At 67.9% G+C, this 26142-nt stretch carries 24 protein-coding genes and 1 pseudogene; 20 read left to right on the top strand and 5 right to left on the bottom strand.

Translation table 11 applies throughout. The features are described 5' to 3' along the window. Positions 1-205 precede the first annotated feature (205 nt). From SK803_RS27490 to SK803_RS27480, 3 genes are read left to right on the top strand one after another with little or no spacing between them, the layout of a single operon-like run. A complete protein-coding gene (locus SK803_RS27490; protein WP_319969005.1) occupies positions 206-508 on the top strand; it encodes a YbaB/EbfC family nucleoid-associated protein in 303 nt (100 codons plus the stop codon). Beyond that, complete coding sequence (gene recR / locus SK803_RS27485; RefSeq protein WP_319968997.1) at positions 509-1117, top strand: recombination mediator RecR; 609 nt, start codon at positions 509-511, stop codon at positions 1115-1117. Continuing rightward, positions 1114-1635 carry a uridine kinase family protein gene (locus tag SK803_RS27480; RefSeq protein WP_319968996.1) on the top strand — a complete coding sequence of 174 codons (522 nt, stop codon included), beginning with the start codon at positions 1114-1116 and terminating at the stop codon, positions 1633-1635. The genes recR and SK803_RS27480 overlap by 4 nt, the downstream gene beginning before the upstream one ends. Here SK803_RS27480 and SK803_RS27475 read toward each other — a convergent pair. Beyond that, positions 1614-4892 carry an AfsR/SARP family transcriptional regulator gene (locus SK803_RS27475; protein ID WP_319968995.1) on the bottom strand — a complete coding sequence of 1093 codons (3279 nt, stop codon included), beginning with the start codon at positions 4890-4892 and terminating at the stop codon, positions 1614-1616. The genes SK803_RS27480 and SK803_RS27475 overlap by 22 nt on opposite strands. 217 nt (positions 4893-5109) lie before the next feature. On the opposite strand from SK803_RS27475, the gene SK803_RS27470 reads away from it, so the two are divergent. The 6 genes from SK803_RS27470 to SK803_RS27445 all read left to right on the top strand — a co-directional run bounded on the left by SK803_RS27470 (position 5110) and on the right by SK803_RS27445 (position 11565). After that, positions 5110-6789: an ABC transporter substrate-binding protein gene (locus tag SK803_RS27470; protein ID WP_319968994.1), complete on the top strand. Its 1680-nt coding sequence runs from the start codon at positions 5110-5112 to the stop codon at positions 6787-6789. A 42-nt stretch (positions 6790-6831) separates the two neighbouring features. Next, positions 6832-7836 carry an ABC transporter permease gene (locus tag SK803_RS27465; protein WP_319968993.1) on the top strand — a complete coding sequence of 335 codons (1005 nt, stop codon included), beginning with the start codon at positions 6832-6834 and terminating at the stop codon, positions 7834-7836. Positions 7837-7841: 5 nt separating this feature from the next. After that, positions 7842-8765, top strand: coding sequence for an ABC transporter permease (locus SK803_RS27460; RefSeq protein WP_319968992.1), 924 nt, complete (start codon positions 7842-7844; stop codon positions 8763-8765). Between the two features lie 6 nt (positions 8766-8771). Then, positions 8772-9770 (top strand): ABC transporter ATP-binding protein, encoded by a 999-nt coding sequence (locus SK803_RS27455; protein WP_319968991.1) that lies wholly within the window; start codon positions 8772-8774, stop codon positions 9768-9770. 26 nt (positions 9771-9796) lie between these two features. Next, on the top strand, positions 9797-10873 hold the full coding sequence (locus SK803_RS27450) for an ABC transporter ATP-binding protein (RefSeq protein ID WP_319969004.1): 1077 nt from the start codon (positions 9797-9799) through the stop codon (positions 10871-10873). 80 nt (positions 10874-10953) lie between these two features. Continuing rightward, a complete protein-coding gene (locus SK803_RS27445; protein WP_319968990.1) occupies positions 10954-11565 on the top strand; it encodes a TetR/AcrR family transcriptional regulator in 612 nt (203 codons plus the stop codon). 41 nt (positions 11566-11606) lie between these two features. Here SK803_RS27445 and SK803_RS27440 read toward each other — a convergent pair. Beyond that, positions 11607-11978 (bottom strand): annotated as a pseudogene (locus SK803_RS27440) (DedA family protein); the annotation flags it as partial. Positions 11979-12255: 277 nt separating this feature from the next. Here SK803_RS27440 and SK803_RS27435 point away from each other — a divergent pair. The 4 genes from SK803_RS27435 to SK803_RS27420 all read left to right on the top strand — a co-directional run bounded on the left by SK803_RS27435 (position 12256) and on the right by SK803_RS27420 (position 16279). Further along, complete coding sequence (locus SK803_RS27435) at positions 12256-12432, top strand: hypothetical protein (RefSeq protein WP_319968989.1); 177 nt, start codon at positions 12256-12258, stop codon at positions 12430-12432. A 157-nt stretch (positions 12433-12589) separates the two neighbouring features. Beyond that, entirely contained in the window at positions 12590-14158 is a 1569-nt protein-coding gene (locus SK803_RS27430) for a discoidin domain-containing protein (protein ID WP_319968988.1), read from the top strand. A gap of 46 nt (positions 14159-14204) precedes the next feature. Beyond that, positions 14205-15338 carry an MFS transporter gene (locus tag SK803_RS27425; RefSeq protein WP_319968987.1) on the top strand — a complete coding sequence of 378 codons (1134 nt, stop codon included), beginning with the start codon at positions 14205-14207 and terminating at the stop codon, positions 15336-15338. Beyond that, the gene (locus tag SK803_RS27420; protein WP_319968986.1) at positions 15335-16279 is read left to right on the top strand and encodes a hypothetical protein; all 945 of its coding nucleotides are present in this window, start codon (positions 15335-15337) and stop codon (positions 16277-16279) included. Before SK803_RS27425 ends, SK803_RS27420 begins: the two co-directional genes overlap by 4 nt. On the opposite strand, the gene leuA is transcribed toward SK803_RS27420, so the two are convergent. Then, positions 16276-18066 carry a 2-isopropylmalate synthase gene (leuA, locus tag SK803_RS27415; protein WP_319968985.1) on the bottom strand — a complete coding sequence of 597 codons (1791 nt, stop codon included), beginning with the start codon at positions 18064-18066 and terminating at the stop codon, positions 16276-16278. The genes SK803_RS27420 and leuA overlap by 4 nt on opposite strands. Before the next feature lie 508 nt (positions 18067-18574). Between leuA and SK803_RS27410 the strand changes: the two genes are divergently transcribed. From SK803_RS27410 to SK803_RS27400, 3 genes are read left to right on the top strand one after another with little or no spacing between them, the layout of a single operon-like run. Next, a complete protein-coding gene (locus tag SK803_RS27410) occupies positions 18575-18871 on the top strand; it encodes a hypothetical protein (protein ID WP_319968984.1) in 297 nt (98 codons plus the stop codon). Positions 18872-18889: 18 nt separating this feature from the next. Beyond that, the gene (locus SK803_RS27405; protein ID WP_319968983.1) at positions 18890-19177 is read left to right on the top strand and encodes a hypothetical protein; all 288 of its coding nucleotides are present in this window, start codon (positions 18890-18892) and stop codon (positions 19175-19177) included. Between the two features lie 10 nt (positions 19178-19187). After that, complete coding sequence (locus SK803_RS27400) at positions 19188-19688, top strand: NUDIX domain-containing protein (protein WP_319968982.1); 501 nt, start codon at positions 19188-19190, stop codon at positions 19686-19688. Here SK803_RS27400 and SK803_RS27395 read toward each other — a convergent pair. Both SK803_RS27395 and SK803_RS27390 read right to left on the bottom strand, forming a co-directional pair. Next, on the bottom strand, positions 19674-20234 hold the full coding sequence (locus SK803_RS27395) for a nitroreductase family protein (protein WP_319968981.1): 561 nt from the start codon (positions 20232-20234) through the stop codon (positions 19674-19676). The genes SK803_RS27400 and SK803_RS27395 overlap by 15 nt on opposite strands. Further along, positions 20234-21457, bottom strand: a complete 1224-nt coding sequence (locus SK803_RS27390) for a hypothetical protein (protein WP_319968980.1) — start codon at positions 21455-21457, stop codon at positions 20234-20236. Before SK803_RS27390 ends, SK803_RS27395 begins: the two co-directional genes overlap by 1 nt. Before the next feature lie 104 nt (positions 21458-21561). Here SK803_RS27390 and SK803_RS27385 point away from each other — a divergent pair, with 104 nt between their 5' ends. From SK803_RS27385 to SK803_RS27370, 4 genes are all read left to right on the top strand, one after another. After that, a complete protein-coding gene (locus tag SK803_RS27385; protein WP_319968979.1) occupies positions 21562-22827 on the top strand; it encodes an aspartate kinase in 1266 nt (421 codons plus the stop codon). Beyond that, a complete protein-coding gene (locus SK803_RS27380) occupies positions 22824-23888 on the top strand; it encodes an aspartate-semialdehyde dehydrogenase (protein ID WP_319968978.1) in 1065 nt (354 codons plus the stop codon). Before SK803_RS27385 ends, SK803_RS27380 begins: the two co-directional genes overlap by 4 nt. A gap of 66 nt (positions 23889-23954) precedes the next feature. Further along, positions 23955-24695: a class I SAM-dependent methyltransferase gene (locus SK803_RS27375; protein WP_319968977.1), complete on the top strand. Its 741-nt coding sequence runs from the start codon at positions 23955-23957 to the stop codon at positions 24693-24695. Further along, on the top strand, positions 24692-26107 hold the full coding sequence (locus SK803_RS27370; protein WP_319968976.1) for a gluconokinase: 1416 nt from the start codon (positions 24692-24694) through the stop codon (positions 26105-26107). Before SK803_RS27375 ends, SK803_RS27370 begins: the two co-directional genes overlap by 4 nt. Positions 26108-26142 lie beyond the last annotated feature (35 nt).

The raw sequence follows: 26142 nt of genomic DNA, 5'->3' as shown, positions 1-26142 counted from the left end.
GCGCAACAGGCGTGCCATCAACCCGCCGGTGGCGTGGACAAGGTCCTTGATCAGATTGGCGGGGTCCGGGGCGGAGCCCCGAAATCTCTGAACCGGAACCGAACCACCCAACCCGACCACCACACCCCAAACCCGTACCCTGGAACCACAACCCCAGCGAACGGCTCACCCGAGAGGACCAGCGGTGCAACCCGGTCAGTTCGACATGCAGGCCCTGCTCCAGCAGGCCCAGAACATGCAGCAGCAGATGGCCTCGGCCCAGGAAGAACTGGCCAACACCGAAGTCACCGGCAACGCGGGCAACGGCCTGGTCACCGCCACGGTCACCGGCGGCGGCGAGATCACCAACCTCACCATCGACCCCAAGATCGTGGACCCCGAAGACGTCGACACCCTCCAGGACCTGGTGATCGCCGCCATCAAGGACGCCAACCAGAAGGCCCAGCAGCTGGTGGAGCAGAAGCTCGGCCCGCTCGCCCAGGGTGGCCTCGGCGGGTTGCTCGGCTAGATGTACGAGGGCCCAGTACAGGACCTGATCGACGAACTGGGCAGACTCCCGGGCGTCGGTCCGAAGAGCGCCCAGCGCATCGCCTTCCACCTCCTGGCAACGGAAGCAGCCGACATCGAACGGCTGCAGAACGCACTCCAGAAGGTCAAGGAAGGCGTCGTCTTCTGCGACGTCTGCGGCAACGTGAGCGCCGAGACCACCTGCCGGATCTGCCGCGACCCCAAGCGCGACCTGGCGCTGGTCTGCGTCGTCGAGGAGCCCAAGGACGTCCAGGCGATCGAGCGCACCAGGGAGTTCAAGGGCCGCTACCACGTCCTGGGCGGCGCGCTCGATCCGCTCAGCGGCGTCGGACCGGACCAGCTCCGCATCCGGCAGCTGCTCAACCGGATCGGCACGGCCACCGACGGGATCGACATCTCCGAGGTCATCATCGCCACGGACCCGAACACCGAGGGCGAGGCCACGGCCACCTACCTGGTCCGGATGCTCAGGGACTTCCCAGGCCTGTCCGTCACGCGACTGGCCAGCGGCCTGCCGATGGGCGGCGACCTGGAGTTCGCCGACGAACTGACGCTCGGACGTGCGCTATCTGGTCGCCGGAGCATGTGACCCGAAATCCACCGCGACTGGGCAACACCCGCCTGGTCGCGGTGGACGGCCCGTCGGGCTCCGGCAAGTCGACGTTCGCGAAGAACCTCGCAACCGAACTCGACGCCACGCTGATCCTCACGGACCACTTCGCCATGTGGGACGACCCGGCCATCGGCTGGTGGCCTGAACTGCTAGCCGTACTCGACGAGGTCGCCGCAGGCAGGCAGGCGCACTACCGCAAAACCGATTGGTCCCAAGGCTTCCCGCGCCGCAACGAGGGCCCAGTGGTCGAAGTCCGTCCAGGGAGGACGATCATCTTCGAGGGCATGTCCTCGGCCAGGAAAGCGATCGCCCACCGGCTGAGCCTCGCGATCTTCATCGACCACGGTGACGAAAAGGCCCGCCTCGAACGAGCGGTCGCGCGCGACGGTGAGAAGTACCGCAAGGACTTCGAGCGCTGGCAGCAGTACGAACGCGGCTGGTTCGCCGTTGACGAAACCAAGGCCAGAGCTGACTACGTTGTCACCTCGAGCTGAGCCCGGACCACCCCGGCCTCAGGCGTTCCGATCGCGCTGAACACCTCCAGCGACGACGTCCAGTAGTCCCGTGCCGAGTCCACGTCACCCAGCGCGGCACAGGCATCGCCGGCCAGCAGGAGAGCTCGCCCGAACACCCACCGGTGCCCGGAGTCCGAACCGACGGAAGCGGCTCGCTGCGCACATTCCAGCGCACCGGTCGCGTCCGAGGTGTCGAGGTGGATGCGCCCGAGCACGAGCAGCACCTCCATCTCGGCCAGCCGGAACTGCGACCGCCCCGCCTCCACCAGCGCCGAGGTCGCCATCGACAACGCGTCCTCGTACCGGCCCACCCCGCGGTACGCGGCGGCCAGGCCCCGCCGGGCCGAGCAGATGCCCCACGAGTAGCCGGTCTCGACCGCGATGGCCAGCGCCGCCGAGAACTGCTCGACCGCCGACTCGTACCGGCCGGCACCTTCCAAGGCGCGGCCGAGCAGGTTCAGCGCGTCGCAGACGCTCTTGACGTTCTCCAGGTCCTGCGCGATCTGCATGGCGGCGGAAGCCTCGACGGCCGCCTCTTCGTAGCGGCCGCGCATGATCAGCGTGATGGCCATGCCCTCGTGCATGGTGTGGCCGAAGTTGCGGGCGGCCGCACGTTCGTACAGCGCGCTGGCCTGCGCGAAGTAGGAGGCGCCCAGGTCGGGCTCTCCGCGCCACGCGTGCACCTCGCCCAGAGCGCGCATCGAGTTCGCCTGGCTGATCCACGAGTCGAGGCGCGTGCCGACCTCCAGCGCCTCCTCGAACGTGGTCGCCGCGCGGTCGAGCTGGCCCAGCTGCATGTAGACGCCGCCGAGGTTGAACAGCGCGTTGGCGAGCACCTGGATCGCGCCGACCCGGCGGGCGATCACCAACGCGCGCTCCAGGTGGTCGGCGGCGTGTTCGAGTTCGCCCAGGTCGATGTAGACGCTGCCGGCGTTGGACAGCACGGCGGCCTCGGCCTCTGGCAGGTCGATGCGTTCCTGCAGGGCGATGGCCTGCTGGTAGTAGCCCAGCGCGTTGCGGTGCTGGCCCGTCACCCAGTAAAGCGTGCCGAGCGAGGACAGCATCGCGAGCTGACCGAGTTCGTCCCGCGGTGCGCGAGCTCCCAGCAACCCAGCCTTGGCGGTCTCGCGCCACTCCGCGGTCAGGCCCTGCGTGTAGAAGTAGCCGCGCAGGGCGTCGGCCAGCTGCCACGGCGAGTTCTCGGGGTCGCGCTCGACGGCGTGCGCCACCAGGGCGACCAGGTTGGCCCGCTCGATGTCCAGCCAGGCCAGCGCCTCGGTGCTGGTGCTGAACGTGCGCGGCACCACGCTGTCGAGCGGAGCCGGGCGCGGGAAGCGGAACAGCGTCGACTTCATCGCCGCCGTCGCGTTGTCGACCGAGCGCACCGCCCAGTCCACCAGCCGCCGCAGCGACAGCCGGGAGTCCGCACGGCCTTCCTCGAACGCCAGGCGCTCGGCCGCGTAGTCGCGCAGCAGGTCGTGGAACTGGTAGCGCGACGGCGCGTGGTTCGCGATCAGGTTCGCGGTGGCCAGCCGGTCGAGCCGGCGGCGAGCGTCCTGAGTGGTCAGTCCGCTCAACGCGGCCGCCATCTCCGGCGTGAAGTCAGTACCCGGGACAAGAGACAGCAGCCGGAACATCTGCGCGAGCTCGGGCTTCAGGGCTGTGTAAGAGAGGTCGAACGCCGCGTGCACCGCCACCCGTTCGTCGCCCTCGACCGCCAGGGCAGCGAGCCGGTTGCCCGCCCGCAGCTCCTCCACGTAGTCCGCGATGGACAGTTCCGGACGCGACACGAGGTTCGCGGCTGCGATACGCAAAGCCAATGGCAGATGCGCGCACAACGCCGCCAGCTCCAGCGCCGCGCCCTCCTGGCACGCGACCTCGTCCGCACCCAAAATGCCTGCGAGGAGTGACTTCGTCTCGTGCCAGTCGAGCACGTCCAACCGCACGTTCGACGCCGCGTGCGACACGGCCAGACCGCGCAACGTGTCGCGTGAGGTCACCAGCACCGCACATCCCGGCGATCCGGGCAGAAGCGGGCGGATCTGCTCAGCGGACGACGCGTTGTCGAGCAGCAGCAGCACGCGCTGACCGGTCAACGTCGACCGGAACATCGCCTCCTGCTCGTCCTGGTCCAGCGGCACCTGGTCCGGCTCGGTCCCCAGCGCGCGCAGGAACCGCGGCAGCACGTCGACCGCGCTCAACGGCGGGCCGGGCGCGTATCCGCGCAGGTTCACGTACAGCTGACCGTCCGGGAAGTCCGCGCGCATCCGGTGCGCCGCGTGCACGGCCAGCGCCGTCTTGCCAACACCCGGCGGCCCGGCCAGTGTGACGACCGGCACACCCTGCGCGGTCCGCAGCAGCGCGATGATCAACGAAACGGCCTCGTCGCGGCCCACGAAGTCGGGGATGTCCCCCGGCAGCTGCGACGGCACGACCCGCTCGGGCTTCGCGGCCACCACGGGCGCACCGGACGACGCGGCGGCCACCGAGCCGATCGACCCGGACAGCACCTGGCTGTGCACGCGCCGCAGCTCGTCGCCCGGGTCGATGCCCAGCTCCTCGCCCAGCAGACGGGAAACCCGCTGGTAGGCGGCCAGTGCCTCGCTCTGCCTGCCGGACCGGTACAGCGCCACCATCAGCTGCGCCCAGAACCGCTCGCGCAACGGGTGTTCGCTGGTCAGCCGGGACAGCTCCGCGACCAGCTGGCCGTGGCGGCCCAGTTCGAGATCGACCTCGACCCGGCGTTCCAGCACGTGCAGGCGGCGCTCGTTCAGCCGCGGCACCTCGTCGCGGTGCAGGATCTCGGACGGCACGTCGACCAGTGCCGGACCCCGCCAGAGCCCGAGGGCGGCGGCGAACGCGGCCGAGGCGGCCTGCAGGTTGCCGGCGCCGCGCTCCTGCTCGCCCTGCTCGATCAAGGGCTCGAAGCGCATCAGGTCGATCGTCTTCTCGTCGACGTCGATCAAGTACCCGTCCGGAACGGTCCGGATGGGCACCGACGGCCCGAGCAGCTGTCTGAGACGCATCACGTAGGTCTGCAAAGTCGCGCGGGCACGCGCGGGCGGATCGTCGCCCCAGACGTTCCCGGCGAGCTCGTCCACGGACACCGACGTGCCCGCACGCAGCAACAACGACACCAGCAGGGCCCGCTGACGACCCGCGCGGACCAGCAGAGGTTCGGAGTCGAGGAGGACCTGGAGAGGGCCGAGCACGCGGAACTCGACCTGCCTGCTCATGCGACCTCCTCCGCGTGTCGGTGTTGTTTCTACAGCCTAGGAGAGCGTTCGACGCATCTGTGGTGCTCACGTTGGGTCAGCGGGCATGCGCCGGACGTATCAGAATGCCTGGTCTAGTGGCCGGATCGTGACCTGAGTTGCCCCGGAGGGGGTATGTACAACGGTTATCGTCGGCGACCACACCGTGAGACGTGCGGATTTCTGCAAGGGGTGTTTGATGGTCCACTCAGTAACGGCTCGACGCCGGTGGGTTGCCGTGATCGGCTTCCTGAGCGTCAGTGCCCTCGCCCTCTCAGGTTGCGCGACATCCCAGCGCGACTCAGGAGGTGGCGGCAAGGAAGGTGGCACGCTGACCTTCGGTGCCGCTGGCGCGCCGAAGCTCTTCGACCCGTTCTACGCGACGGACGGCGAGACCTTCCGGGTCTCTCGCCAGATGTTCGAGGGTCTGGTCGGCTTCAAGCCGGGCACCGCGGAGGTCGAGCCCGCGCTCGCCACGAAGTACGAGTCGAGCGCCGACGGCAAGACGTGGACCTTCACCCTCAAGGAGGGCGTGAAGTTCCACGACGGTACGGACTTCAACGCCGAGGCCGTGTGCTTCAACTTCAACCGCTGGTACAACCAGAAGGGCGCCGGCCAGTCCGACGCCGTCTCCCAGTACTGGCTGGACAACTTCGGCGGGTTCGCGACCACGCCGGACAAGCCGTCGCTGTTCAAGGCCTGCTCGGCCAAGGACGCCAAGACCGCGGTCGTCGAACTGAACGAGGTCACCTCGCAGTTCCCCTCGGTCCTCGGCTTCACGTCGTTCTCCATCTCCAGCCCCGAGGCGCTGAAGAAGTACGACGCGGACAACGTCGTGGCCGCCGGTGACGCGTTCACCTACCCGGCTTACGCGACCGAGCACCCGACCGGCACGGGCCCGTTCAAGTTCGGCAAGTACGACAAGGCCAACAACACCGTGGAGCTCGTGAAGAACGACGCCTACCACGGCACCAAGGTCAAGCTGGACAAGATCGTCTTCAAGATCATCCCGGACGAGACCGCCCGCAAGCAGGCGCTCAAGGCCGGCGACATCGACGGTTACGACCTGCCGAACGCGGCCGACTGGTCCGGTCTGAAGACCGACGGCTTCAACGTCGCGATCCGTCCGGCGTTCAACGTGTTCTACCTGGGCATCAACCAGAAGAACAACCCGAAGCTCGCCGACCTCAAGGTCCGTCAGGCCCTGATGTACGCGATCAACCGCGAGCAGCTGGTCAAGTCGCAGCTGCCCGAGGGCGCGAAGGTCGCGACGCAGTTCATGCCGGACACCGTCAACGGCTACAACAAGGACATCAAGGCCGTCGGCTACGACGCCGCCAAGGCCAAGTCCCTGCTGGCCGAGGCCGGTGCCTCCGACCTGACGCTGAAGTTCTACTGGCCGTCCGAGGTCACGCGTCCGTACATGCCGTCCCCGAAGGACCTCTTCGGTGCGATCTCCGGTGACCTGCAGGCCGCCGGCATCAAGATCGAGGTCGTCACGAAGCCGTGGAACGGTGGCTACCTGACCGACGTCGACAACAGCATCCCGGACCTGTTCCTGCTCGGCTGGACCGGTGACAACGGCACCGCGCACAACTGGGTCGGCACGTTCTTCGGCCGCACCGACAACCGCTTCAACACCGGTGTGTCGCCGTGGGGCGCCTCGCTCAAGGACGCACTGGCCAAGGCCAACGCCGAGCCCGACGAGGGCAAGCGCACCAAGCTGTACGAAGAGATCAACAAGAAGATCATGGACGAGTACCTGCCCGCGATCCCGATCTCGCACTCCCCGCCCGCTCTGGTGTTGAAGTCGGACATCAAGGGTGTCGTTCCGAGCCCGTTGACCGACGAGAAGTTCGGCTCGGCCTCCAAGGGCTGACCTGACTAGCTCCCACCACAAGAGAACAACGGGGTAGCTCAAGTGCTCCGCTACACCATTCGGCGGCTGATTCAGCTGGTCGGCGTGGTGCTGGTGCTCTCGCTGCTGCTCTTCGCGTGGCTGCGCGTACTCCCAGGAGGGCCGGTTTCGGCCCTCCTGGGAGACCGCTCTACGCCGGAGAAGGCGGCGGAGCTCACCAAGCAGCTCGGCCTCGATCAGCCGATTTTCGTGCAGTACTTCAAATTCCTCGGTCGCGCGGCGACCGGCGACTTCGGCGTCTCCACCGGTGTTCAGCCCGGTGACTCGGCGCTCGACATCTTCATCCAGCGGTTCCCCGCGACGCTCGAACTCAGCTTCTTCGCGATCCTGATCGCGATCGCGGTCGGCGTCCCGCTCGGTTACCTCGCGGCGAAGCGCCGCGGCAGCTGGTTCGACAACCTCAGCGTCGTCGGTTCGCTCATCGGCGTCGCTGTGCCGGTGTTCTTCCTGGCCTACGTGCTCAAGGGGGTGGCCTCGTCCTCGCTCGGGCTGCCGTCCAGCGGTCGTCAGGACGCCATCGACGCCACTCGCGTCACCAACTTCTTCACTCTCGACGGCATCATCACCGGCGAGTGGGACGCGACGTTCAACGCGCTGGAACACCTCATCCTGCCCGCGATCGCGCTGGCCACGATCCCGTTCGCGGTGATCTTCCGGATCACCCGCGCGGCCGTGCTCGACGTGCTCGACGAGGACTTCGTGCGCACCGCCGAGTCCAAGGGCCTCACCGCATCGGTGATCCGCCGCCGGCACGTGCTGCGCAACGCGATGCTGCCGGTCGTCACGACGATCGGCCTGCAGACCGGTGCGCTGCTCTCCGGCGCGGTGCTCACCGAGAGAGTGTTCTCGTTCCCCGGTGTCGGCGAAGCGCTCGCCATCGGGTTCGAGCGGCGTGACTACCCGGTGCTGCTGTTGTTGATCATCATGGCCGCGAGCGTCTACGTCGTGGTCAACCTGCTGGTCGACCTCTCGTACGCGCTCATCGACCCGCGCATCAGGACGAGGTGAGACCAGTGGCACTTGGTGTGACCAAGAAGGAAAAGATCGACGATCTCGCCGAGACCGCGGGCGTCTCGCTCGCGGCCAGCGCGTGGAAGCGGCTCAAGCGCAGCCCGGTGTTCCTCACCGGCGCGACGATCATCGGCATCTTCATCGCGATCTCGCTGCTCTCGCCGTGGCTCGCACCGCACGACCCGGCCAGTCCGATGCTGATCGACCAGGTCATCAAGGCGCGCAACGAGATCCCGGCCGCCCAGCCGGGCCACCCGCTCGGTGGCGACCTGCAGGGCCGCGACTTCCTGTCGCGCCTGCTGATCGGCTCGCAGCAGACGTTGATCGTCGGCATCGGCGCGACGATCATCGGCCTGACCGGCGGCCTGATCCTGGGCACGCTCGCGGGCGCGATCGGCGGCTGGGTCGACTCGGTCGTCATGCGCATCGTCGACGTCATGCTGTCGCTGCCGTCGCTGCTGCTCGCGTTCTCGATCGCGGCGATGTTCGCCCGGCCCAGCCAGTTCACCGTGATCCTCGCGGTGGCGATCGTGCAGATCCCGGTGTTCGCCCGGTTGCTCAGAGGCTCGATGCTGGCGCAACGGCACAGCGACCACGTGCTCGCGGCGACGGCGCTGGGTGTGAAGAAGGGCGCGATCGTGTTCCGGCACATGCTGCCGAACTCGCTCGGCCCGGTCATCGTGCAGTCCACCCTGGTGCTGGCGACCGCGATCATCGAGGCGGCGGCGCTGTCGTTCCTCGGTCTCGGCAACCCGGACGACAGGACCCCGGAGTGGGGCCAGATGCTCGGTGACGTGCAGAAGGTGTTCGACACCCATCCGCACCTCGCCGCGTGGCCCGCTATCTGCATCATCATCGTCGCGCTCGGCTTCACGCTCATGGGCGAGACGCTGCGCGAAGCCCTCGACCCGAAGAACAGGCGGTGAGTCCTCGTGGCACTGCTCGAAGTACGTGACCTCACCGTCGTGTTCCAGCGCAAGGGCGAAGAGCCGTTCCGCGCGGTCGACGGCGTCAGCTTCGACGTCGAGCCCGGCCAGACCGTCGGGCTCGTCGGCGAGTCGGGCTGTGGCAAGTCGGTGACATCGTTGGCGATCATGGGTCTGCTGCCCAAGCGCGGCGCCAAGATCACCGGCACCGTGACCTACGACGGCACGGACCTGCTCAAGCTGTCCGACAGGGAGATGCGCGACCGTCGTGGCCGCGATCTCGGCATGGTCTTCCAGGACCCGCTGTCGTCGCTCAACCCCGTGATCCCGATCGGCCTGCAGGTCACCGAGGTGCTCGAACGGCACCGCGGCCTGGCCCGCAAGGAGGCCATGATCGAGGCGAAGAACCTGCTCGACAAGGTCGGCATCCCGGACCCGAACCGGCGGCTCAAGGAATACCCGCACCAGCTCTCGGGCGGTATGCGGCAGCGCGCGCTCATCGCGATCGCGCTGGCGTGCCGGCCGAAGCTGCTGATCGCGGACGAGCCGACGACGGCGCTGGACGTGACGATCCAGGCCCAGATCCTGTCGGTGATGAAGGAACTGGTGCAGGACCTCGGCACCGCGCTCGTGATGATCACCCACGACCTGGGTGTCGTCGCCGGGCTGTGCGACGAGGTGAACGTGCTGTACGGCGGCAAGGTGGTCGAGAAGGCCAACCGGCACCCGCTCTTCGCGGAGCCGCGCCACCCGTACACGCACGGTCTGCTGGCCTCGATCCCGCGCCTCGACGCGGCGCCCGGCGAGAAGCTGACGCCGATCAGGGGTTCCGTCGCGGACAACATCCCGTGGGCGAACGCCTGCGCGTTCGCACCCCGGTGCCCGAACGCGCTGGACGTCTGCCGCGAGGTGACGCCCGCCGTAGAAGATCAGCTGGGCCGTCTGCTCCGCTGCCACAACCCGGTGGTGCCGGGAACTCCCGCCGCCGAGGAGGTGCCGGTGTGAGCGAGACCCTGGTGTCCGTGCAGGACATGAAGGTGCACTTCCCGATCAAGCGGGGTGTGCTGCTGGACCGGACCGTCGGCTACGTCTACGCGGTCGACGGCGTCGACCTCGAGATCAAGCGCGGCGAGACGTACGGCCTGGTCGGCGAGTCGGGGTGCGGCAAGTCCACCCTCGGGCGGGCGATGCTGCGGCTCAACGAGCCGACCGCGGGCAAGATGGTCTTCGACGGGCAGGACTTCTCGGCCCTGAAGGGCGAGGAGCTGCGCAAGATGCGGCGCCGGATCCAGATGGTGTTCCAGGACCCGCTGTCGTCGCTCGACCCGCGCCAGTCCGTGGAGTCCATCCTGGTCGAGGGCCTGCGGGCGCACGATCTGGACAAGGGCAAGGAGTCGACCAACAAGCGACTTCGCGACCTGCTCACGGCCGTCGGCCTGCCGACCACGGCGCTGCGCAAGTACCCGCACGAGTTCTCGGGCGGGCAGCGGCAGCGCATCGGCATCGCCCGTGCCCTGGCCCTGGAGCCGGACCTGATCGTCGCCGACGAGCCGGTGTCCGCGCTCGACGTGTCGGTGCAGGCACAGGTCGTGAACCTGATGGAGGAGCTCCAGCAGCAGTTCGGCCTGACCTACCTGGTGATCGCGCACGACCTCGCGGTCGTGAAGCACATCTCCGACCGCGTGGGCGTGATGTACCTCGGCGGCCTGGTCGAGGAGGCCTCCGCGCAGGACCTCTACGCCGAGCCGCTGCACCCGTACACGCGGGCGCTGCTGTCGGCGATCCCGGTGCCCGACCCCGTGGTCGAGGACCGGCGCGAACGGATCTTGCTCGCGGGTGACCTCCCGTCGCCCGCGAACCCGCCGTCCGGCTGCCGGTTCCACACCCGGTGCCCGTGGCGGCAGGCGACCAAGTGCGACACCGAGCGGCCCGTGCTGCGGGAGCTCAAGCCGGGTCACAAGGTCGCGTGCCACTACGCGGAGCAGATCCGGTCCGGCGAGATCCAGCCGCACGAGGTGAAGCCGATCCTGATCGAGGAGGGCGACGGCATGTCGCCCGACGTCCCGCTCGTGGGCCCGGCCTCGGTGACCGAGGCGCTCAACCCCTGAGTTGTCGTCGTACGTCCGGGGCCACCTCGTTTCGAGGTGGCCCCGTTCGTTTCTCCAGGCTTCTCTGTTGCTCTGGATCAATGGACAGTCGGGGCTCGATCTTGTCGAGGGCTGCCGAGATCGCCTCGGTCGACGGCCTGGAGGGCGTCACGATCGGACGGCTCGCGGTCGAGCTCGGCATGAGCAAGAGCGGCGTCTTCTCGCACTTCGGCGCCAAGGAAGAGCTGCAGATCGCCACCGTGCACGCGGCCGCGGAGATCTTCGCGCGCGAGGTCGTGATCGCCGGCGGACCACTGCTGGACCTGTGCGGCAGGTGGCTCGACTACTCGAAGCGCCGCGTGTTCCCCGGCGGCTGCTTCTTCGTGGTGACCCGCTCGGAGTTCGCCGCCCGGCCCGGCCGCGTGCGCGACGCGTTGATGCTCTTCAACCTGCGCTGGATCTCACTGCTGGAACGACTGACCGGCAACGCCGACATGGCGTTCGAGGTGGACGCCCTGCTGGCCGCCGCGGACCGCTTCGCCGTGCTTTACGACGACGCCTCGGCGTACGAGAGAGTGCGCTCGTCCTTGCGCGCACGGATCACCATGCCCACGGGGATGGAGATGAGCGTGGCCACGCCGAACGACAGCAGCATCGCCAGCCAGGCCTCGTCGACGATCTGGCCGCCGATGAACCCGACGGTGGCGGGGTAGAGGCTCCACAGGGCCGACCCGATCGCCGCGACGGGGACGAAGCGCCGCAACGGCCACTTGAGCGCCCCTGCCAGCAATGCGCCCACGATGCCACCGGCCGGCAGGAACCGGGCCGCGATGAGGATCGTCTCGCCCTTGGTCCCGAGCTGGTCGGCGGTCCACACGACCATTGCCCGCGCCTTGGCGTTCTTGTTGACCCGGTCGAGGGCCCGCATGCCCATCCGGCGCCCCATCGTAAAGTTGATCATGTCGCTGGCGAGGCAACCCGCGGCGGCGACGAGCACCACGAGGTACAGCGGAACCTCACCGGAAGCGGCCAGAACGCCGGCACCGATGAGCACTGCCTCCGTCGGGGCCAAGGGCACGACGGCGACCAGGAACAGCACGACGAGGCTGGCTGCTGTGGTGCTCATGATCCGTGAACGTACGTGACCCGGATGAACAATCCCGACCTGGGTGTTTCTTCAGCGCAACCACAGGATCGAAGTCGATCTCGGTAGGGCGTTCAGGTGCGGCGGTTCGTCTGATTTCCGGGACTGGTCGTGGGCGCTGGACGTTCGTACGCGTAGCTCGCGCAACTCGCACGGTCCGCGCAGCCCACGCGTGGCTCGTCCGAACGGCCCCGCCCACTGTTCGAACGGGCATGACTGGCCGTCACGCTCCAAAATTTCCCGGTACAGGTTCCGGGCGTTGATCCTCCTCGCCGCCCTGGTCGGCACCACCTGGTCGTTGTCCGATCCTGTCAGCCAAGTCAGCGCCTATGACTGGGTGCGCAGCGCACTCCTGGGCGTGGTCCAGGGCGCAGCTGCGGGTTTGGTCGCTCACGCCGTTCTGTGGCGGTTCAACCAGTCAGTGCGTGACACGTGATGACTGCTCGGTTCTGCCGGTAGACCTCCGATCTGTCATCGATTCAACCGGTAGTTCTGTCGTTGACCTGTGTCCTGGGCCACAACTAGCCTCCCGAATCAATAGGAAAGCTTCTTTACCAATCCTTCGAGCCGCCGCCCTTGCCCAGGAGGACGAAGTGATCAGAAAACGCACCCGAGCGGGTGTCGCGTTGGCCCTGTTCGCGCTGGTAGTACCCCAGATCGCGGCATCGGGCACGGCGAACGCGGCTGATTCCCTGCTCTCCGCCAACAAACCCACCACCACGTCGTCCATCGAGGCCGAGACCTTCGGCGGCGCCAACGCCGTCGACGGGGATCCGGCCACTCGCTGGGCGAGCCTCGAAGGTGTCGATCCGCAGTGGATCGCCGTCGACCTGGGTGGCACCGCCACCATCTCCAAGGTCAAGCTCACCTGGGAGGCCGCGTACGCCTCCGAGTACAAGATCCAGACGTCCAGCGACGGGTCGACGTGGAGCACCAAGAAGACCCTCACCGGTCAGAACGGTGGCGTCGACGAGACCGCGGTGGCCGCTTCCGGCCGTTACGTGCGGATCTACGGCACCAAGCGCGGCACGTCCTACGGCTACTCGCTCTTCGAGCTGGAGGTCTGGGGCAGCGGGAACGGTGGCGACCAGACGCCGCCCAGCGCGCCGTCCAACCTCGCCAGCACGGGGACCACGTCGAGCTCGGTGAGTCTGCAGTGGACGGCCGCGACCGACAACGTCGGCGTGACCGGCTACGACGTCCTGCGCAACGGCAGTGTCGTCGGGACGCCCACCGGGACGACCTTCACCGACACGGGTCTCGCGTCGGGCACGCAGTTCACCTACACCGTCCGCGCTCGTGACGCGGCCGGGAACCTCGGGCCCGCGAGCAACTCGGTGCAGGCGACCACGGGTCCGGCGGCCCCTGGCGACACCATCACGGTCGTCGCGGCCGGAGACATCGCGTCGCTGACGAACACCGAGCACTACGAGACGGCGAAGCTGATCGACCAGATCAAGCCGAACCACGTTCTCACGGTCGGTGACAACCAGTACGACAGCGGCACGCTCGCGGAGTACAAGGCCCACTACGACAAGTCGTGGGGCAAGTTCAAGAGCATCACCCACCCCGCGACCGGCAACCACGAGTGGGAGGACAACCTCAACGGCTACAAGTCGTACTTCGGCGCACAGGCGTACCCCGCCGGCAAGCCGTACTACAGCTGGGAAGCCGGTGACTTCCACTTCGTGTCGTTCGACTCCCAGAAGCTCTACGACACGGGCAGCGACTCGACGCAGATCAACTGGCTGAAGGCAGACCTCGCCGCGAACACCAAGGCGTGCGTCGTCGGCTACTGGCACCACCCGCGGTTCAACTCGGGCGAGTACGGCGACAAGTCCGTGATGGCCCCGCTGTGGAACACCTTCGCGGACGCCAAGGCCGACCTCGTGCTGAGCGGCCACGACCACCACTACGAGCGGTTGAAGCCGCTGAACAAGAGCGGTTCGGTCGACGAGGTCAACGGCCTTCGTGCCGCGATCATCGGCATCGGCGGCGACTACCTGTACAGCAACGTCAAGCCGCGCACGGGTGTCGAGAAGTGGTTCGCGGACTCCCACGGCGTCGTGAAGTTCACCCTGTCCGGTCGCTCCTACTCGTGGGAGGTCATCGACACGGCCGGCCGGGTGCGCGACAAGGCCGGTCCTTACAACTGTCGTTGATCGGATCTGGCTGTTGGTCGGTTCTGGCTGTTGATCGGAGGCCGTCGTGTACATCGCAACCGCTAGACAAGCTCCGGCATCCGGTGGCACCGGCAGGATCGCGGGGAACGTTCTCGCGTTGGGCGCGGTGTCCCTGCTCACGGACGTCTCGTCCGAGATGGTCACCGCCATCCTGCCGCTCTACCTCGTGCTGGGGCTGGGGTTCTCCCCACTGCAGTTCGGTGTGCTCGACGGCATCTACACCGGTGTGACGGCACTGGTTCGCGTCGTGGGCGGTCATGCGGCGGACCGCTGGCAACGGCGCAAGTTGGTGGCCGGGCTCGGGTACGGGATCTCGGCGCTGGGCAAGCTCGGCCTGCTCGCCGCCGGGACCTCGGCCACCGCGATGGGGCTCGTGCTGGCCGGGGATCGAACCGGCAAGGGTTTGCGCACCGCGCCGAGGGACGCGCTGATCACGTTGAGCAGCGAGCCCTCGGCGCTCGGACGGGCCTTCGGTGTCCACCGGGCCATGGACACCGTGGGCGCCTTCCTCGGCCCGCTGGTCGCGTTCTGTCTCTTGTGGACGCTGCCGGCGCGGTACGACGTGGTGTTCGTGGTGAGCTTCTGCTTCGCCGCGGTCGGGTTCCTCGTGCTCGTGCTCTTCGTCCGTGATCACCGGGACGTGCTGCCACGCGTCGCGGTGTCGCTGAAGGCGGCCTTCGGGCTGTTGCGGTCCAGGCCGTTCCGGCGGGTCTGCCTGATCGCGTGCGGGCTCGGGTTCCTGACGCTGGGCGACGGGTTCATCTACCTGCTGCTGCAGAAGAAGCTCGACGTGGAGCTCGCCTACATCGCACTGCTGCCCCTCGGCACGGCCGGCGTGTACCTGCTCGCCGCCGTGCCGCTGGGCTCGCTGGCGGACAAGGTCGGCCGGTGGCGGATCTTCCTCGCCGGTCACGTCGCGCTGCTCGGCGCGTACGTGCTGCTCATCGGAACGTCCGGAATCTCGTTGCTCGTGGGAGTTCTGTTGCTGCACGGGCTGTTCTACGCGTGCACGGACGGCGTTTTGATGGCGGTTGCCAGCCCGATGATCCCCGACGAGCTGCGCACATCCGGTCTGGCTCTGCTCCAGACCGGCCAGGTGCTCGCCCGTGCCACGTCTTCGGTCCTGTTCGGTGCACTTTGGACGTGGTTCGCTTGGTGAGGATCCTGGTCGTCGTGGTTGCCGTGATCGCGCTCGGCGTGGGCGCCACCGCCTACGCCCTGCGTGCTCCGGACAAGGTTTCGGTTGCCACTGAAGCAGGTCCGGTCGAGCTGTCGTCCGGGCGACTGATGTTCGTGGACGACGCGAGCGGCAAGGTGGCCTCGGTGCCGCTGGCGGACCCGGCCGGTCCGCGCCGGTTGAGTTCCTTGTCCTGCAAGCGCTTCTACACGGCCGCCGGGCAGGGACTGTGCCTTGCCGACGCCTCCGGCCCGCTGCCGGGTGCCTCGGCGGTGTTCGTCGACCGGGGACTGACCGAACGTCATCGCGTGGAGGTCGACGGTGTGCCCAACCGCGCCAAGCTGTCGGCGGACGGGCGGATGGCGTCGTGGACGACGTTCGTCACCGGCGACTCGTACTCGCAGGCAGGCACGTTCTCGACCCGGACGGCGATCTTCGACCAGCAGACCGAGACCTACTCCAGCAACATCGAGGGCACGCGGATCGCGGGCATGAAGACGACCAACGACATGAACTTCTGGGGCGTCACCTTCGCGCCGGACGACCGCACTTACTACGCGACGATGAGCACCGCCGGGAAGACGTACCTGATCCAGGGCGACGCTTCTGAGGAGTCGGCGAAGGTGTTGCGGGAGAACGTCGAATGCCCGTCGCTGTCACCGGACGGCAAGCGCGTGGCGTTCAAGAAGCGCGTGCCCGGCGACGGCGCCCGGCCGTGGCGCGAGCACGTGCTGGACCTGAGCACGATGGTGGAGACACCGCTGGCCGAGACCCGCGGGATCGACGACCAGGTCGTGTGGCTCGACAACGACACCATCGCCTACGGCCTGCCGGGAGAGGGCATCTGGGCCGTGCAAGCGAACGGGGAGGGCGCGCCGCGGCAGTTGGTGCCGCACGCGTCCTCCCCGTCCGTTGTCTCTTAGCGGTTGGCCCGGTTCACGGCCGAGACGATCGCGCGGAACGAGGCCGCGACCGTCGACGAGTCGATACCGACGCCCCACAGCACGCGGTCGCCCACCGCGCACTCGAGGTAGGCGGCCGCGCGGGCGTCGTCACCGGCGGACAGCGCGTGCTCCGCGTAGTCCATGACCCGCACGTCGTAGCCCACGGACGCGAGCGCGTCGACGAACGCGGCGATCGGCCCGTTGCCGGCGCCCGTGATCTCCTGCTGCTCGCCGTCGATCAGCAGCGTCGCGGTGATCTCCTCGTGCCCGCTGCCGTCCGACGACGCCTTGTGCTTGAGCAGGTACAGCGGAACCTTGCCGTGCAGGTACTCCTCCGCGAAGGCGTCCCACATCTCCTTCGGGTTGATCTCGCCGCCCTGCGTGTCGGTGACCTCCTGGATCACCTTCGAGAACTCGATCTGCAGGCGCCGCGGCAGGTCCAGGTGGTGCTCCTGCTTCATCAGGTACGCCACACCGCCCTTGCCGGACTGCGAGTTGACCCGGATGACGGCCTCGTAGTTGCGGCCGACGTCCTTCGGGTCGATCGGCAGGTACGGGACCTCCCACTGGAAGTCGTCGACGTGCTGCCCTGCCTCCTTGGCGTCGGCCTCCAGCGCCTCGAAGCCCTTCTTGATGGCGTCCTGGTGCGAGCCCGAGAAGGCGGTGAAGACCAGGTCACCGCCGTACGGGTGGCGCTCGGCGACCGGCAGCTGGTTGCAGTACTCGACGGTCCGGCGGACCTCGTCGATGTCGCTGAAGTCGATCTGCGGGTCGATGCCCTGGCTGAACATGTTCATCGCCAGCGTGACCAGGCAGACGTTGCCGGTGCGCTCACCGTTGCCGAACAGGCAGCCCTCGATGCGGTCCGCACCGGCCAGGTAACCCAGCTCGGCGGCCGCGACACCGGTGCCGCGGTCGTTGTGCGGGTGCAGGCTCAGGATGATCGAGTCGCGGCTGTCGAGGTTGCGGGACATCCACTCGATCGAGTCCGCGTAGACGTTCGGCGTGGCCATCTCGACGGTGGCCGGCAGGTTGATGATCAGCGGCTTCTCGGGCGTGGGCTGGATGACGGCCGTGACGGCGTTGCAGACTTCGAGGGCGTAGGTCAGCTCGGTGCCCGTGTAGGACTCGGGGCTGTACTCGTAGCGGAAGTCGGTTTCCGGGTAGTCGCGCTCCTGCTGCTTCGCGAACTTCGCGGCGTCCACGGCGATCTTCTTGATGCCCTCGCGGTCGGAGCGGAAGACCACGCGGCGCTGCAGGATCGACGTCGAGTTGTAGAAGTGGACGATGGCCTTGTTGGCGCCGCGCAGGGACTCGAAGGTCCTGGCGATCAGCTCTTCACGGCACTGCGTCAGGACCTGGATCGTGACGTCGTCCGGGATGGCGCCGTCCTCGATGATCTCCCGGACGAAGTCGAAGTCGGTCTGGCTGGCGGCAGGGAAGCCGACCTCGATCTCCTTGAAGCCCATGCGGACCAGCAGGTCGAACATCTTGCGCTTGCGGGCCGGGGACATGGGGTCGATCAGGGCCTGGTTGCCGTCTCGCAGGTCGACCGCGCACCAGAGGGGGGCTTCGGTCGCCCGTTTGGTGGGCCAGGTGCGGTCGGGGACGTCGATGACCTCTACTACCTCGTGAAACGGGCGGTAGCGGTGGAAGGGCATGCTGCTGCCGAGTTGGTGGTTCCACTGCGGCTGGGAGTCCGGGGCCGGGCGCGCGGGCTGGCGAATTCGGCTGTTGCCGGAGGTGTAGGCGTCTGGGGAAGTCATGGATTTTGCTCCGGTGCGGGTCGTTTGATGGGAACGACCGGCGGCAACGCTGAGTCCCGCGACGGGGGGCCGGTCTGATCAGACCCCGTCACGGCAGCGAAGCAGGAGGGAACGCCACACGGGGGACAGAGTAGCCACAGGTTGGGCTGGGATGGAACTTAGGGACCGGATCGTGGGACACCCATGGGTGGTTGCGTTGGCACCGCCCGCTCCGGTTCAGGGACTTCGGGGCTCCGCCCCGGACCCCGCCAATCTGATCAAAGACCGGTTCCACGCCGTGCGTGGGTTGATGGCACGCCTGTTGCGTAGGGCGGCGGCACGTTGCCTGGTTGCAGCAAGAGCTGAGGTACGACTCGTGACGGGACCACCCACCGGAACCTCCCGTTTCAAGCGGAAGGAGCCTCGGCTTCGCCTTCGGGTCGCCTCGCCTCCGGCTTCGGCGCGATGAGGTGCATGTCATGGTGCATGCACAAGTTTTGCGGCGCGTGAATCCGGGAATCGTTCATGTATGTCCAGATTACGTACGACCAGTGGCCGCGGCACGGCTTCACGCGTGATCAGCGGCATCGGTGCGCTCTTCGCCCTGATCGAGATCCTCTACATCCTGATGATCGTGCTCGGTGCGAACCAGGCGAACGCGTTCTTCAAGTTCGTCCAGTCCCTCGCCGAGCCCCTGGCACTGTTCTTCCCCGGCCTCTTCGGAACCGGTAACTACAACCTCGACGTCTTCCTCAACTACGGTCTCGCCGCCGTGTTCTGGCTGGTCGTGACCGGGCTGCTCGCGCGTGCGGTGTCGCGCTACTGAGTAGTAGATTCCCGGCCCATGCGTACGCGGGTGGTCGGGATCGCCGCAGGAGTTGTCAGCTGGGTCGGCCTCGCGCTGGCGGTCGTGCTCGTCGTTCACGTCGTGCTCACCGTCGGCGGGGCCAACCCTGACAACGTGATAACCAGTTTTGTGAAGGCGGTTGCGGAGCCTGTCGCGCTCGCCTTCAAGGACCTTTTCGAACCCGGAGACGCCAAGCTCCGGGTCATCGTCAATTTTGGGCTGGCCGCGTTGTTCTGGCTGGCCGTTCGAGCGATCGTCCTCAAGCTCGTGAGGCGCCTGAACTAGGTTCGTGGTCATGGCGCGTGACGACTTCTGCAACAGCTGCGGCGCTCAGTACGCCGACACGTCCGGGTACCCGCGTGAGTGCGGGAGTTGCGGATACATGGTGTGGGACAACCCGTCGCCGGTCGTGGTGTTGCTGGTGCCGGTCAAGGACGGGGCTCGGACCGGGTTGTTGACGGTTCGGCGGGCGATTCCGCCGGTGGGGGAGCTGGCGTTCGTCAGCGGGTTCATCGAGCGTGGGGAGACCTGGCAGCAGAGTGCTGTGCGGGAGCTCGAGGAAGAGGCTTGCGTGCGGATCGACCCTGAGGGGTTGCAGCCGCTGCACTTCGTGTCGACGCCGGACGGGGGAACGGTGTTGATGTTCGCCACCGCGCCTGCGATCGACGTTGAGGACATGCCGCCGTTCGTGCCGAACGACGAGGCGTCGGAGCGCAAGGTCATCTTTGAGCGTGAGCCGTTGGCGTTTCCGCTGCACAGTGATGTCGCGCGGAAGTACTTCTCATGCGAAGGGTGACTGGCCCCAGGTGCCGGTGAAGACGGTTTCGGAGAGCGGGTGGCGGCGGCGTTCGCGCTGTTCGCGGGCTTGAAGGTCTTCGGGGAGGTCTTCCAGACGGCCCTGGTGTCCCAGCGCCATGACGACCAGCGGGCGTACGTCGTCGGGCATGGTGAAGGCGGTGTGGGCGGCTGTTTTGTCGAAGCCGCCCATCATGTGTGCGATCAGGCCCATGTCCACGGCCTGCAGGGCGATGTTCTCCATGGCCAGGCCCAGGCCGAACTCGATGCTGGGCAGGTCGCCGCGATCGTCGGCGGTGATCACGCAGCCGATCAGCAGTGCGGAGGCGCGGAAGGCCCAGGTCTTGTTGCCCGGTCGGAGGGTTTCGAAGATCGCGTCGAACGTCGGGGTGCCGCGCTTGCCGACGACGAAGCGGGCCGGCTGGCTGTTGCCGTGGGACGGGGCCCAGCGGGCGGCTTCCAGCAGGGTGCGCAGGTCGTCGTCGGAAAGCGTTGCCTCAGCGTCGAACGCGCGCGGGCTCCAGCGCTTCGAGATCAGCTCGTTCATCAGATCGCATACTGCCAAACGGCCAGGGCGTTGGCGCCGAACCAGGCGCTGAAAAGAGTCGCCAGGCCCAGGACGGTCAGGACCGTGGAGGTCTTGCGGCGGGCCAGGACCAGGGCCAGCGGGAGCAGCAGGGTGAACGCGGGCAGGAGCAGGCGGGCCTTGGAGTTCATCAGGCCGTTCGAGCCGATGTCCATGACCAGCACGCCGATGCCGTAAGCGATCAGCGGCCATTCCATGCGTCGCTGGAAGGCGTAGACGACCAGCACGACGGCCAGGACGAGCAGCCAGACGGTGCCGGTTTCGAGTTCGGAACGCGGGTTGCCGAGGTGTTCGAAGGCGAACTCCAGGGTGGCGGCGCCGCCGTCGAACTTCGAGCCCCAGCCGCGTTGCTGCACGCCGAACCAGCCGGTCAGGTCACCGGTGCGGATCGCCACCCAGCCGAGGTAGCCGAGCAGGCCCAACGGTGCGATGAGGCCGCCTACCCACGCTCGCCAGTCGCGTTTGTCGGCGATCACCGCTACCAGCGCCGCGAGGCCGACCGCTGCGATCAGGGCTGCCGCGGTGGGGCGGACCAGGCCTGCCGCCGCGCAGCACACGCCGGCGAGGATCCATTGTTTCTTCACCACGCCGACGAGCGCCCACGCGGCGAACGCGCAGAACGTGGCTTCGGAGTAGGTCATGGACAGCACGACGGCCATCGGGGACGCGGCGAACAGCGTCACGAAGATCAGACCGGCCTTGGTCGAACCGCCGCGGACCGCGCGGCCGAGCACGAACAGGCCGTAGGTGCAGAACAGGCCGCTGATCAGGCTCACCGCGAAGGCGGCGCCCACCGCGTCCACGCCTGGCAGGCCGTCGACCCACCTGATCAGGGCGGGGTAGCCGGGGAAGAACGCCAGCGGCGTCTCGGCAGAGCGCTTGCCGGCCGCGTCGGTGAGGCGCAGCGGCACGTCGTTGTAGCCCCCGGAGGCGATTCCGAGGAACCACTCACCGTCCCACGACTTGAGGTTGTCGGCGGCGGTGTCGGCCTTGCCGTTGATCTTGTTCTGGTACTCGACCACGAGCTGCAGCACGAAGAGACCTACCTGGCGAACGAACAGGTAGATCAGTGCGGGCGCCGTCCAGAGCGCGACGGGATGTCTGAGCGCCTCGGCCAACCGTGAGGGCGCATTGCTCTCATGCACGGCTGCTGGGGCCTCCACGACATCGGCGGTCGACGACACCCGGACAGAGTAGTCACGCGCGTCACGGCTCCAGAGTCTCACCAGGTGGTCCGGGTAGGCTGCCTTCGACGTGGGGTTTTAGTCTCGCGAAGGAGGTCAGGTCGGTGGCGCTCGTCGTCCAGAAGTACGGCGGTTCATCGGTTGGAAGCGCCGAGCGGATCAAACGCGTGGCCGAGCGCATCGTCGCGACCAAGAAGGCGGGGAACGACGTCGTCGTCGTCGTGTCCGCCATGGGTGACACGACTGATGAGCTGCTCGATCTCGCCCGCCAGGTCTCGCCGGTGCCGCCCGCGCGTGAGCTCGACATGCTTCTCACCTCCGGTGAGCGGATCTCGATGTCGCTGCTCGCGATGGCGATCAACTCGCTCGGCGCCGAAGCGCGCTCGTACACGGGCTCGCAGGCCGGCGTGATCACGACTTCGGTGCACGGCAAAGCGCGGATCATCGACGTGACGCCGAGCCGGATCCAGGACGCGACGTCCGAGGGGGCCATCGCGATCGTCGCGGGCTTCCAGGGCGTCTCCCAGGACTCGAAGGAGATCACGACGCTCGGCCGTGGCGGCAGCGACACCACCGCGGTGGCGCTCGCCGCCGCGACCAAAGCCGACGTGTGCGAGATCTACACCGACGTGGACGGCGTCTACACCGCCGACCCGCGCATCGTGCCGAACGCGAAGAAGCTCGACACGATCACTTACGAGGAAATGCTCGAGATGGCCGCGTGTGGCGCCAAGGTGCTGATGCTCCGCTGTGTGGAGTACGCCCGCCGCTACAACGTGCCCGTGCATGTCCGCTCTTCGTTCAGCAACAAGACCGGAACCATCGTGTCCGGTTCAGTGGAGGACCTTCACGTGGAACAGGCGATGATCACCGGCGTCGCGCACGACCGGTCCGAGGCCAAGATCACTGTCACCGCCGTGCCGGACCACCCCGGCATCGCGGCCAAGATCTTCCGGGTGGTGGCGCAGGCGGAGCTCGACATCGACATGGTCGTGCAGAACGTCTCGCAGGCCGCGTCCGGCCGCACCGACATCACGTTCACGCTGGCCAAGGTCGACGGCCCGCGCGCGGTGGCGGCACTGGAGAAGTCGCGTGGCGAGATCGGCTTCGACCAGGTCCTCTACGACGAGCACGTCGGCAAGGTGTCGCTGATCGGCGCGGGCATGCGCTCGCACCCCGGCGTCACGGCGACGTTCTGCGAGGCGCTGGCCACGGCCGGCGTCAACATCGACATCATCTCCACCTCGGAGATCCGCATCTCGGTCATCTGCCGCGACACCCAGCTCGACGACGCCGTCCGTGCCCTGCACGACGCGTTCGACCTGGGCACCGACGAAGAGGCCGTCGTCTACGCAGGGACTGGACGATGACTGCCCCCGTGCTCGCGCTGGTAGGCGCGACCGGTGCCGTCGGCACCGTCATGATCGACATCATCAACACCCGGTCCACCGTGCCGTGGGGCGAGATCAGGCTGATCGCGTCCCCGCGCTCGGCGGGCAAGAAGATCAACGTGCGCGGCCAGGACGTCACGGTCATCGCGCTCTCGCCCGAGGCGTTCGACGGCGTGGACATCGCGATGTTCGACGTGCCGGACGAGGTCTCGGCCGAGTGGGCCCCGATCGCCGCCGAGCGCGGCGCGGTCGCGATCGACAACTCCGGCGCGTTCCGGATGGACGCGGACGTGCCGCTGGTCGTGCCCGAGGTCAACGCCGACCAGATCAACAACCGCCCGCGCGGCATCATCGCGAACCCGAACTGCACGACGCTGTCGATGATGGCGTCGCTCGGTGCCCTGCACCGCGAGTTCGAGCTCAAGGAACTGGTCGTCGCCTCCTACCAGGCCGCGTCCGGCGGTGGCCAGGCGGCGATCGACCGCCTGTACGCCGAGATCAGCGCGCTGGCCGGCAAGGAGGTCGGTGTCGTCGCGGGCGATGTCCGCGAGACGCTGGAGGCAGCGGGCCTGCCCATCTCCGACTCGCCGTTCCCGGCTCCGCTGGCGCTGAACGTGGTGCCGTGGGCGGGTTCGCTGAAGGACGACGGCTGGACGTCCGAGGAGCTGAAGGTCCGCAACGAGGCCCGCAAGATCCTCGGCATCCCGGACCTGAAGGTCTCCGCGACGTGTGTCCGCGTCCCGGTCGTGACCACGCACTCGCTGTCCGTCCACGCGACGTTCGCCCGCGAGGTCACCGTCGAGGCCGCGCACAAGATCTTCGAGGCGCAGCCGTCGATCGTGCTGGTCGACGACCCGGCCGCGAAGCGCTTCCCGACGCCCGCCGACATGGTGGGCGAGGACCCGACGTACGTCGGCCGCGTGCGTCAGGCGCTGGACTTCCCGAACACGCTGGACTTCTTCGTGTGCGGTGACAACCTGCGCAAGGGTGCCGCGCTGAACACCTACGAGGTCGCGGAAGAGCTCGCGAAGCGCCTCTGAACGCTCTGACGTGAAGGCCCCTGTCGTGCGAACGGCAGGGGCCCTTCGCGTTCTAGGCTGAGATCCATGGCGGAGAGCGACGAGCAGTACGACGCGCTGGGTGTGATCTACGAACGGGCCAAGCACATCCCGACCGGACTGGCCGAGCGCGCGACGCTGCTGTCGGCGGTCGGTGACCTGCTCGGCAGGTCCGTGCTGGACGTCGCCTGCGGCACCGGTTTCTACGCGCGGCTCTTCCACGACCTCGGCGCGACGAAGGTGGTGGGCGTCGACTCGGCCGGCGAGATGATCGGCTACGCCCGGTACGTCGAGGAACGCGAACCGCGTGGCATCACCTACGCGCAACACGACGCGACCGGCCTGCCCGTGCTCGGCGAGTTCGACGTCGTCACGGCCGTGTGGCTGCTCGGCTACGCGGAAGACGTGCCCGCGCTCGACGCCATGATCGGCAACCTCAAGGCGAACCTCGCCGAGGGCGGGCGTCTCGTCGCGCTGGTCCCGAACCCGGACGCCGACTGGGACCTGCTCGCCCAGTACGGCCGCTACGGCTACGAGATCACCCGCACCGGTCCGATGAACGTGAAGCAGCCGGTCCAGGTGCACGTGCTGGGCGACCCGCCGTTCGACTTCGACTCCTTCTACTGGGAGCGCGGCGTGTTCGACGCGGCGCTGACGCGAGCCGGCCTGACCGAGGTGACGCGCCAGCCCGCCGTGACGCCGGACGACGAGCGCGGCGACGAGTTCTGGGGCCCGCTGCGGCAGTCCCCGAGCTTCGCGGTCTTCACCGCCGTGCGGGCCGACTCGTGATCGTCCTCGCGGTCGACCTCGGCACGACGGCCACCAAGGTCGTCGCGGTGGACGCGCAGGCTCGCGTGATCGCCTCCACCGAACGCGCGTATCCGATGCGCACCAGCGGTCTCGAAGCCACGCACGACCCGCAGCAGGTGCTCGATGCCGCGTTCGACGCGATCCGCGAACTGGCCTCCGAGGACGTCCGAGCCATCGCGCTGACCGGTGCCATGCACTCGATCATGGGCCTGGACGCGTCGCTGAAGCCGGTCACGGAGGCGTTGAGCTGGGCCGACAACCGTGCCGTAGAGCAGACCGAACGGTTGCGGGGCACGTCAGAAGGCCGCGAACTGCACCAGGCGACCGGCGCCCCGATCCACTCGTTCACACCGCTGATGAAGCTCGCCTGGTTCCACGAGAACGGCGTCCGTGCGGCGAAGTGGTGCGAGATCAAGGACTTCGTGCACCTGCACCTCACCGGCGAGCTGATCAACGAGCACTCGTCCGGTTCCGGTACCGGCCTGATGAACATCCACACCCTCCAGTGGCACGAGCCGTCGCTGGAGTTCGCCGGCGTCACCGCGGACCAGCTCCCGCCGTTGGTCGAACCCACTCACTCGACGCCGTTGAAAGCCGAGATTCCCGGGCTGCGCAAGGGCATCCCGGTCATCGTCGGCGGCGGTGACGGCCCGCTCGGCAACCTCGGTGTCGGCGCGGCCACCCCCGGCGCCGGCGCGGTCTCGCTCGGCACGTCGGGCGCGCTCCGGGTGGCGCAGCGGGGTCCCGGCGTCGACGACGAGGGCCGCACGTTCAGCTACGCGATCGCCGAAGGTCTCTGGGTCCGCGGCGGCGCGATCAGCAACGGCGGCGTGGTGGCGCAGTGGGCGTCCGAGACGTTCCACATTCCGGTCGGTGACCTGCTGAAACAGGCCGAGCAGGTCGATTCGGACGGCCTGGTCGCGTTGCCGTACCTGCTCGGCGAACGGGCACCGTGGTGGGATCCGACCGCGCACGCCGCGTTGCTGGGCCTGCGTCGCGAACACACGCCGCAGCAGATCACGAAAGCCCTGGTCGAGGGCGTTTGTCAGCAGCTCGCACTGGTGCTGGACGCGGTTCCGCACGTGGAGTCGCTGCGGATCACCGGTGGTGCTTTCCGCGCCCCGATCTGGGCGCAGACCCTGGCCAACACGCTCGGCATGCCGTTGCACCTCACCGAGGACACCGGCGGTTCGGCCGTCGGCGCGGCGCTGCTGGCGTGGCGGGCGCTGGACGAGATCGAGTCGCTGACCGTCGACCTCGTGCGGCCGACTCGGACGATCACGCCGGACGAGGACGCCATCACGAGGTACGCGAAGGCACGACCGTTCGTGGCGAAGGCGTACCGGGCGCTGGAGGAGCTGTACAGCGAGGGCACCGGCCCCAGAAGGTGACCTCGGCGCGTTCGACGTGGAAACCGGCGAGTTCC

Origin of the sequence: Lentzea miocenica (genome assembly GCF_033949945.1) — a bacterium.
Lineage (GTDB): Bacteria > Actinomycetota > Actinomycetes > Mycobacteriales > Pseudonocardiaceae > Lentzea > Lentzea miocenica.
This window is presented reverse-complemented; position numbering and strand designations above follow the sequence as displayed.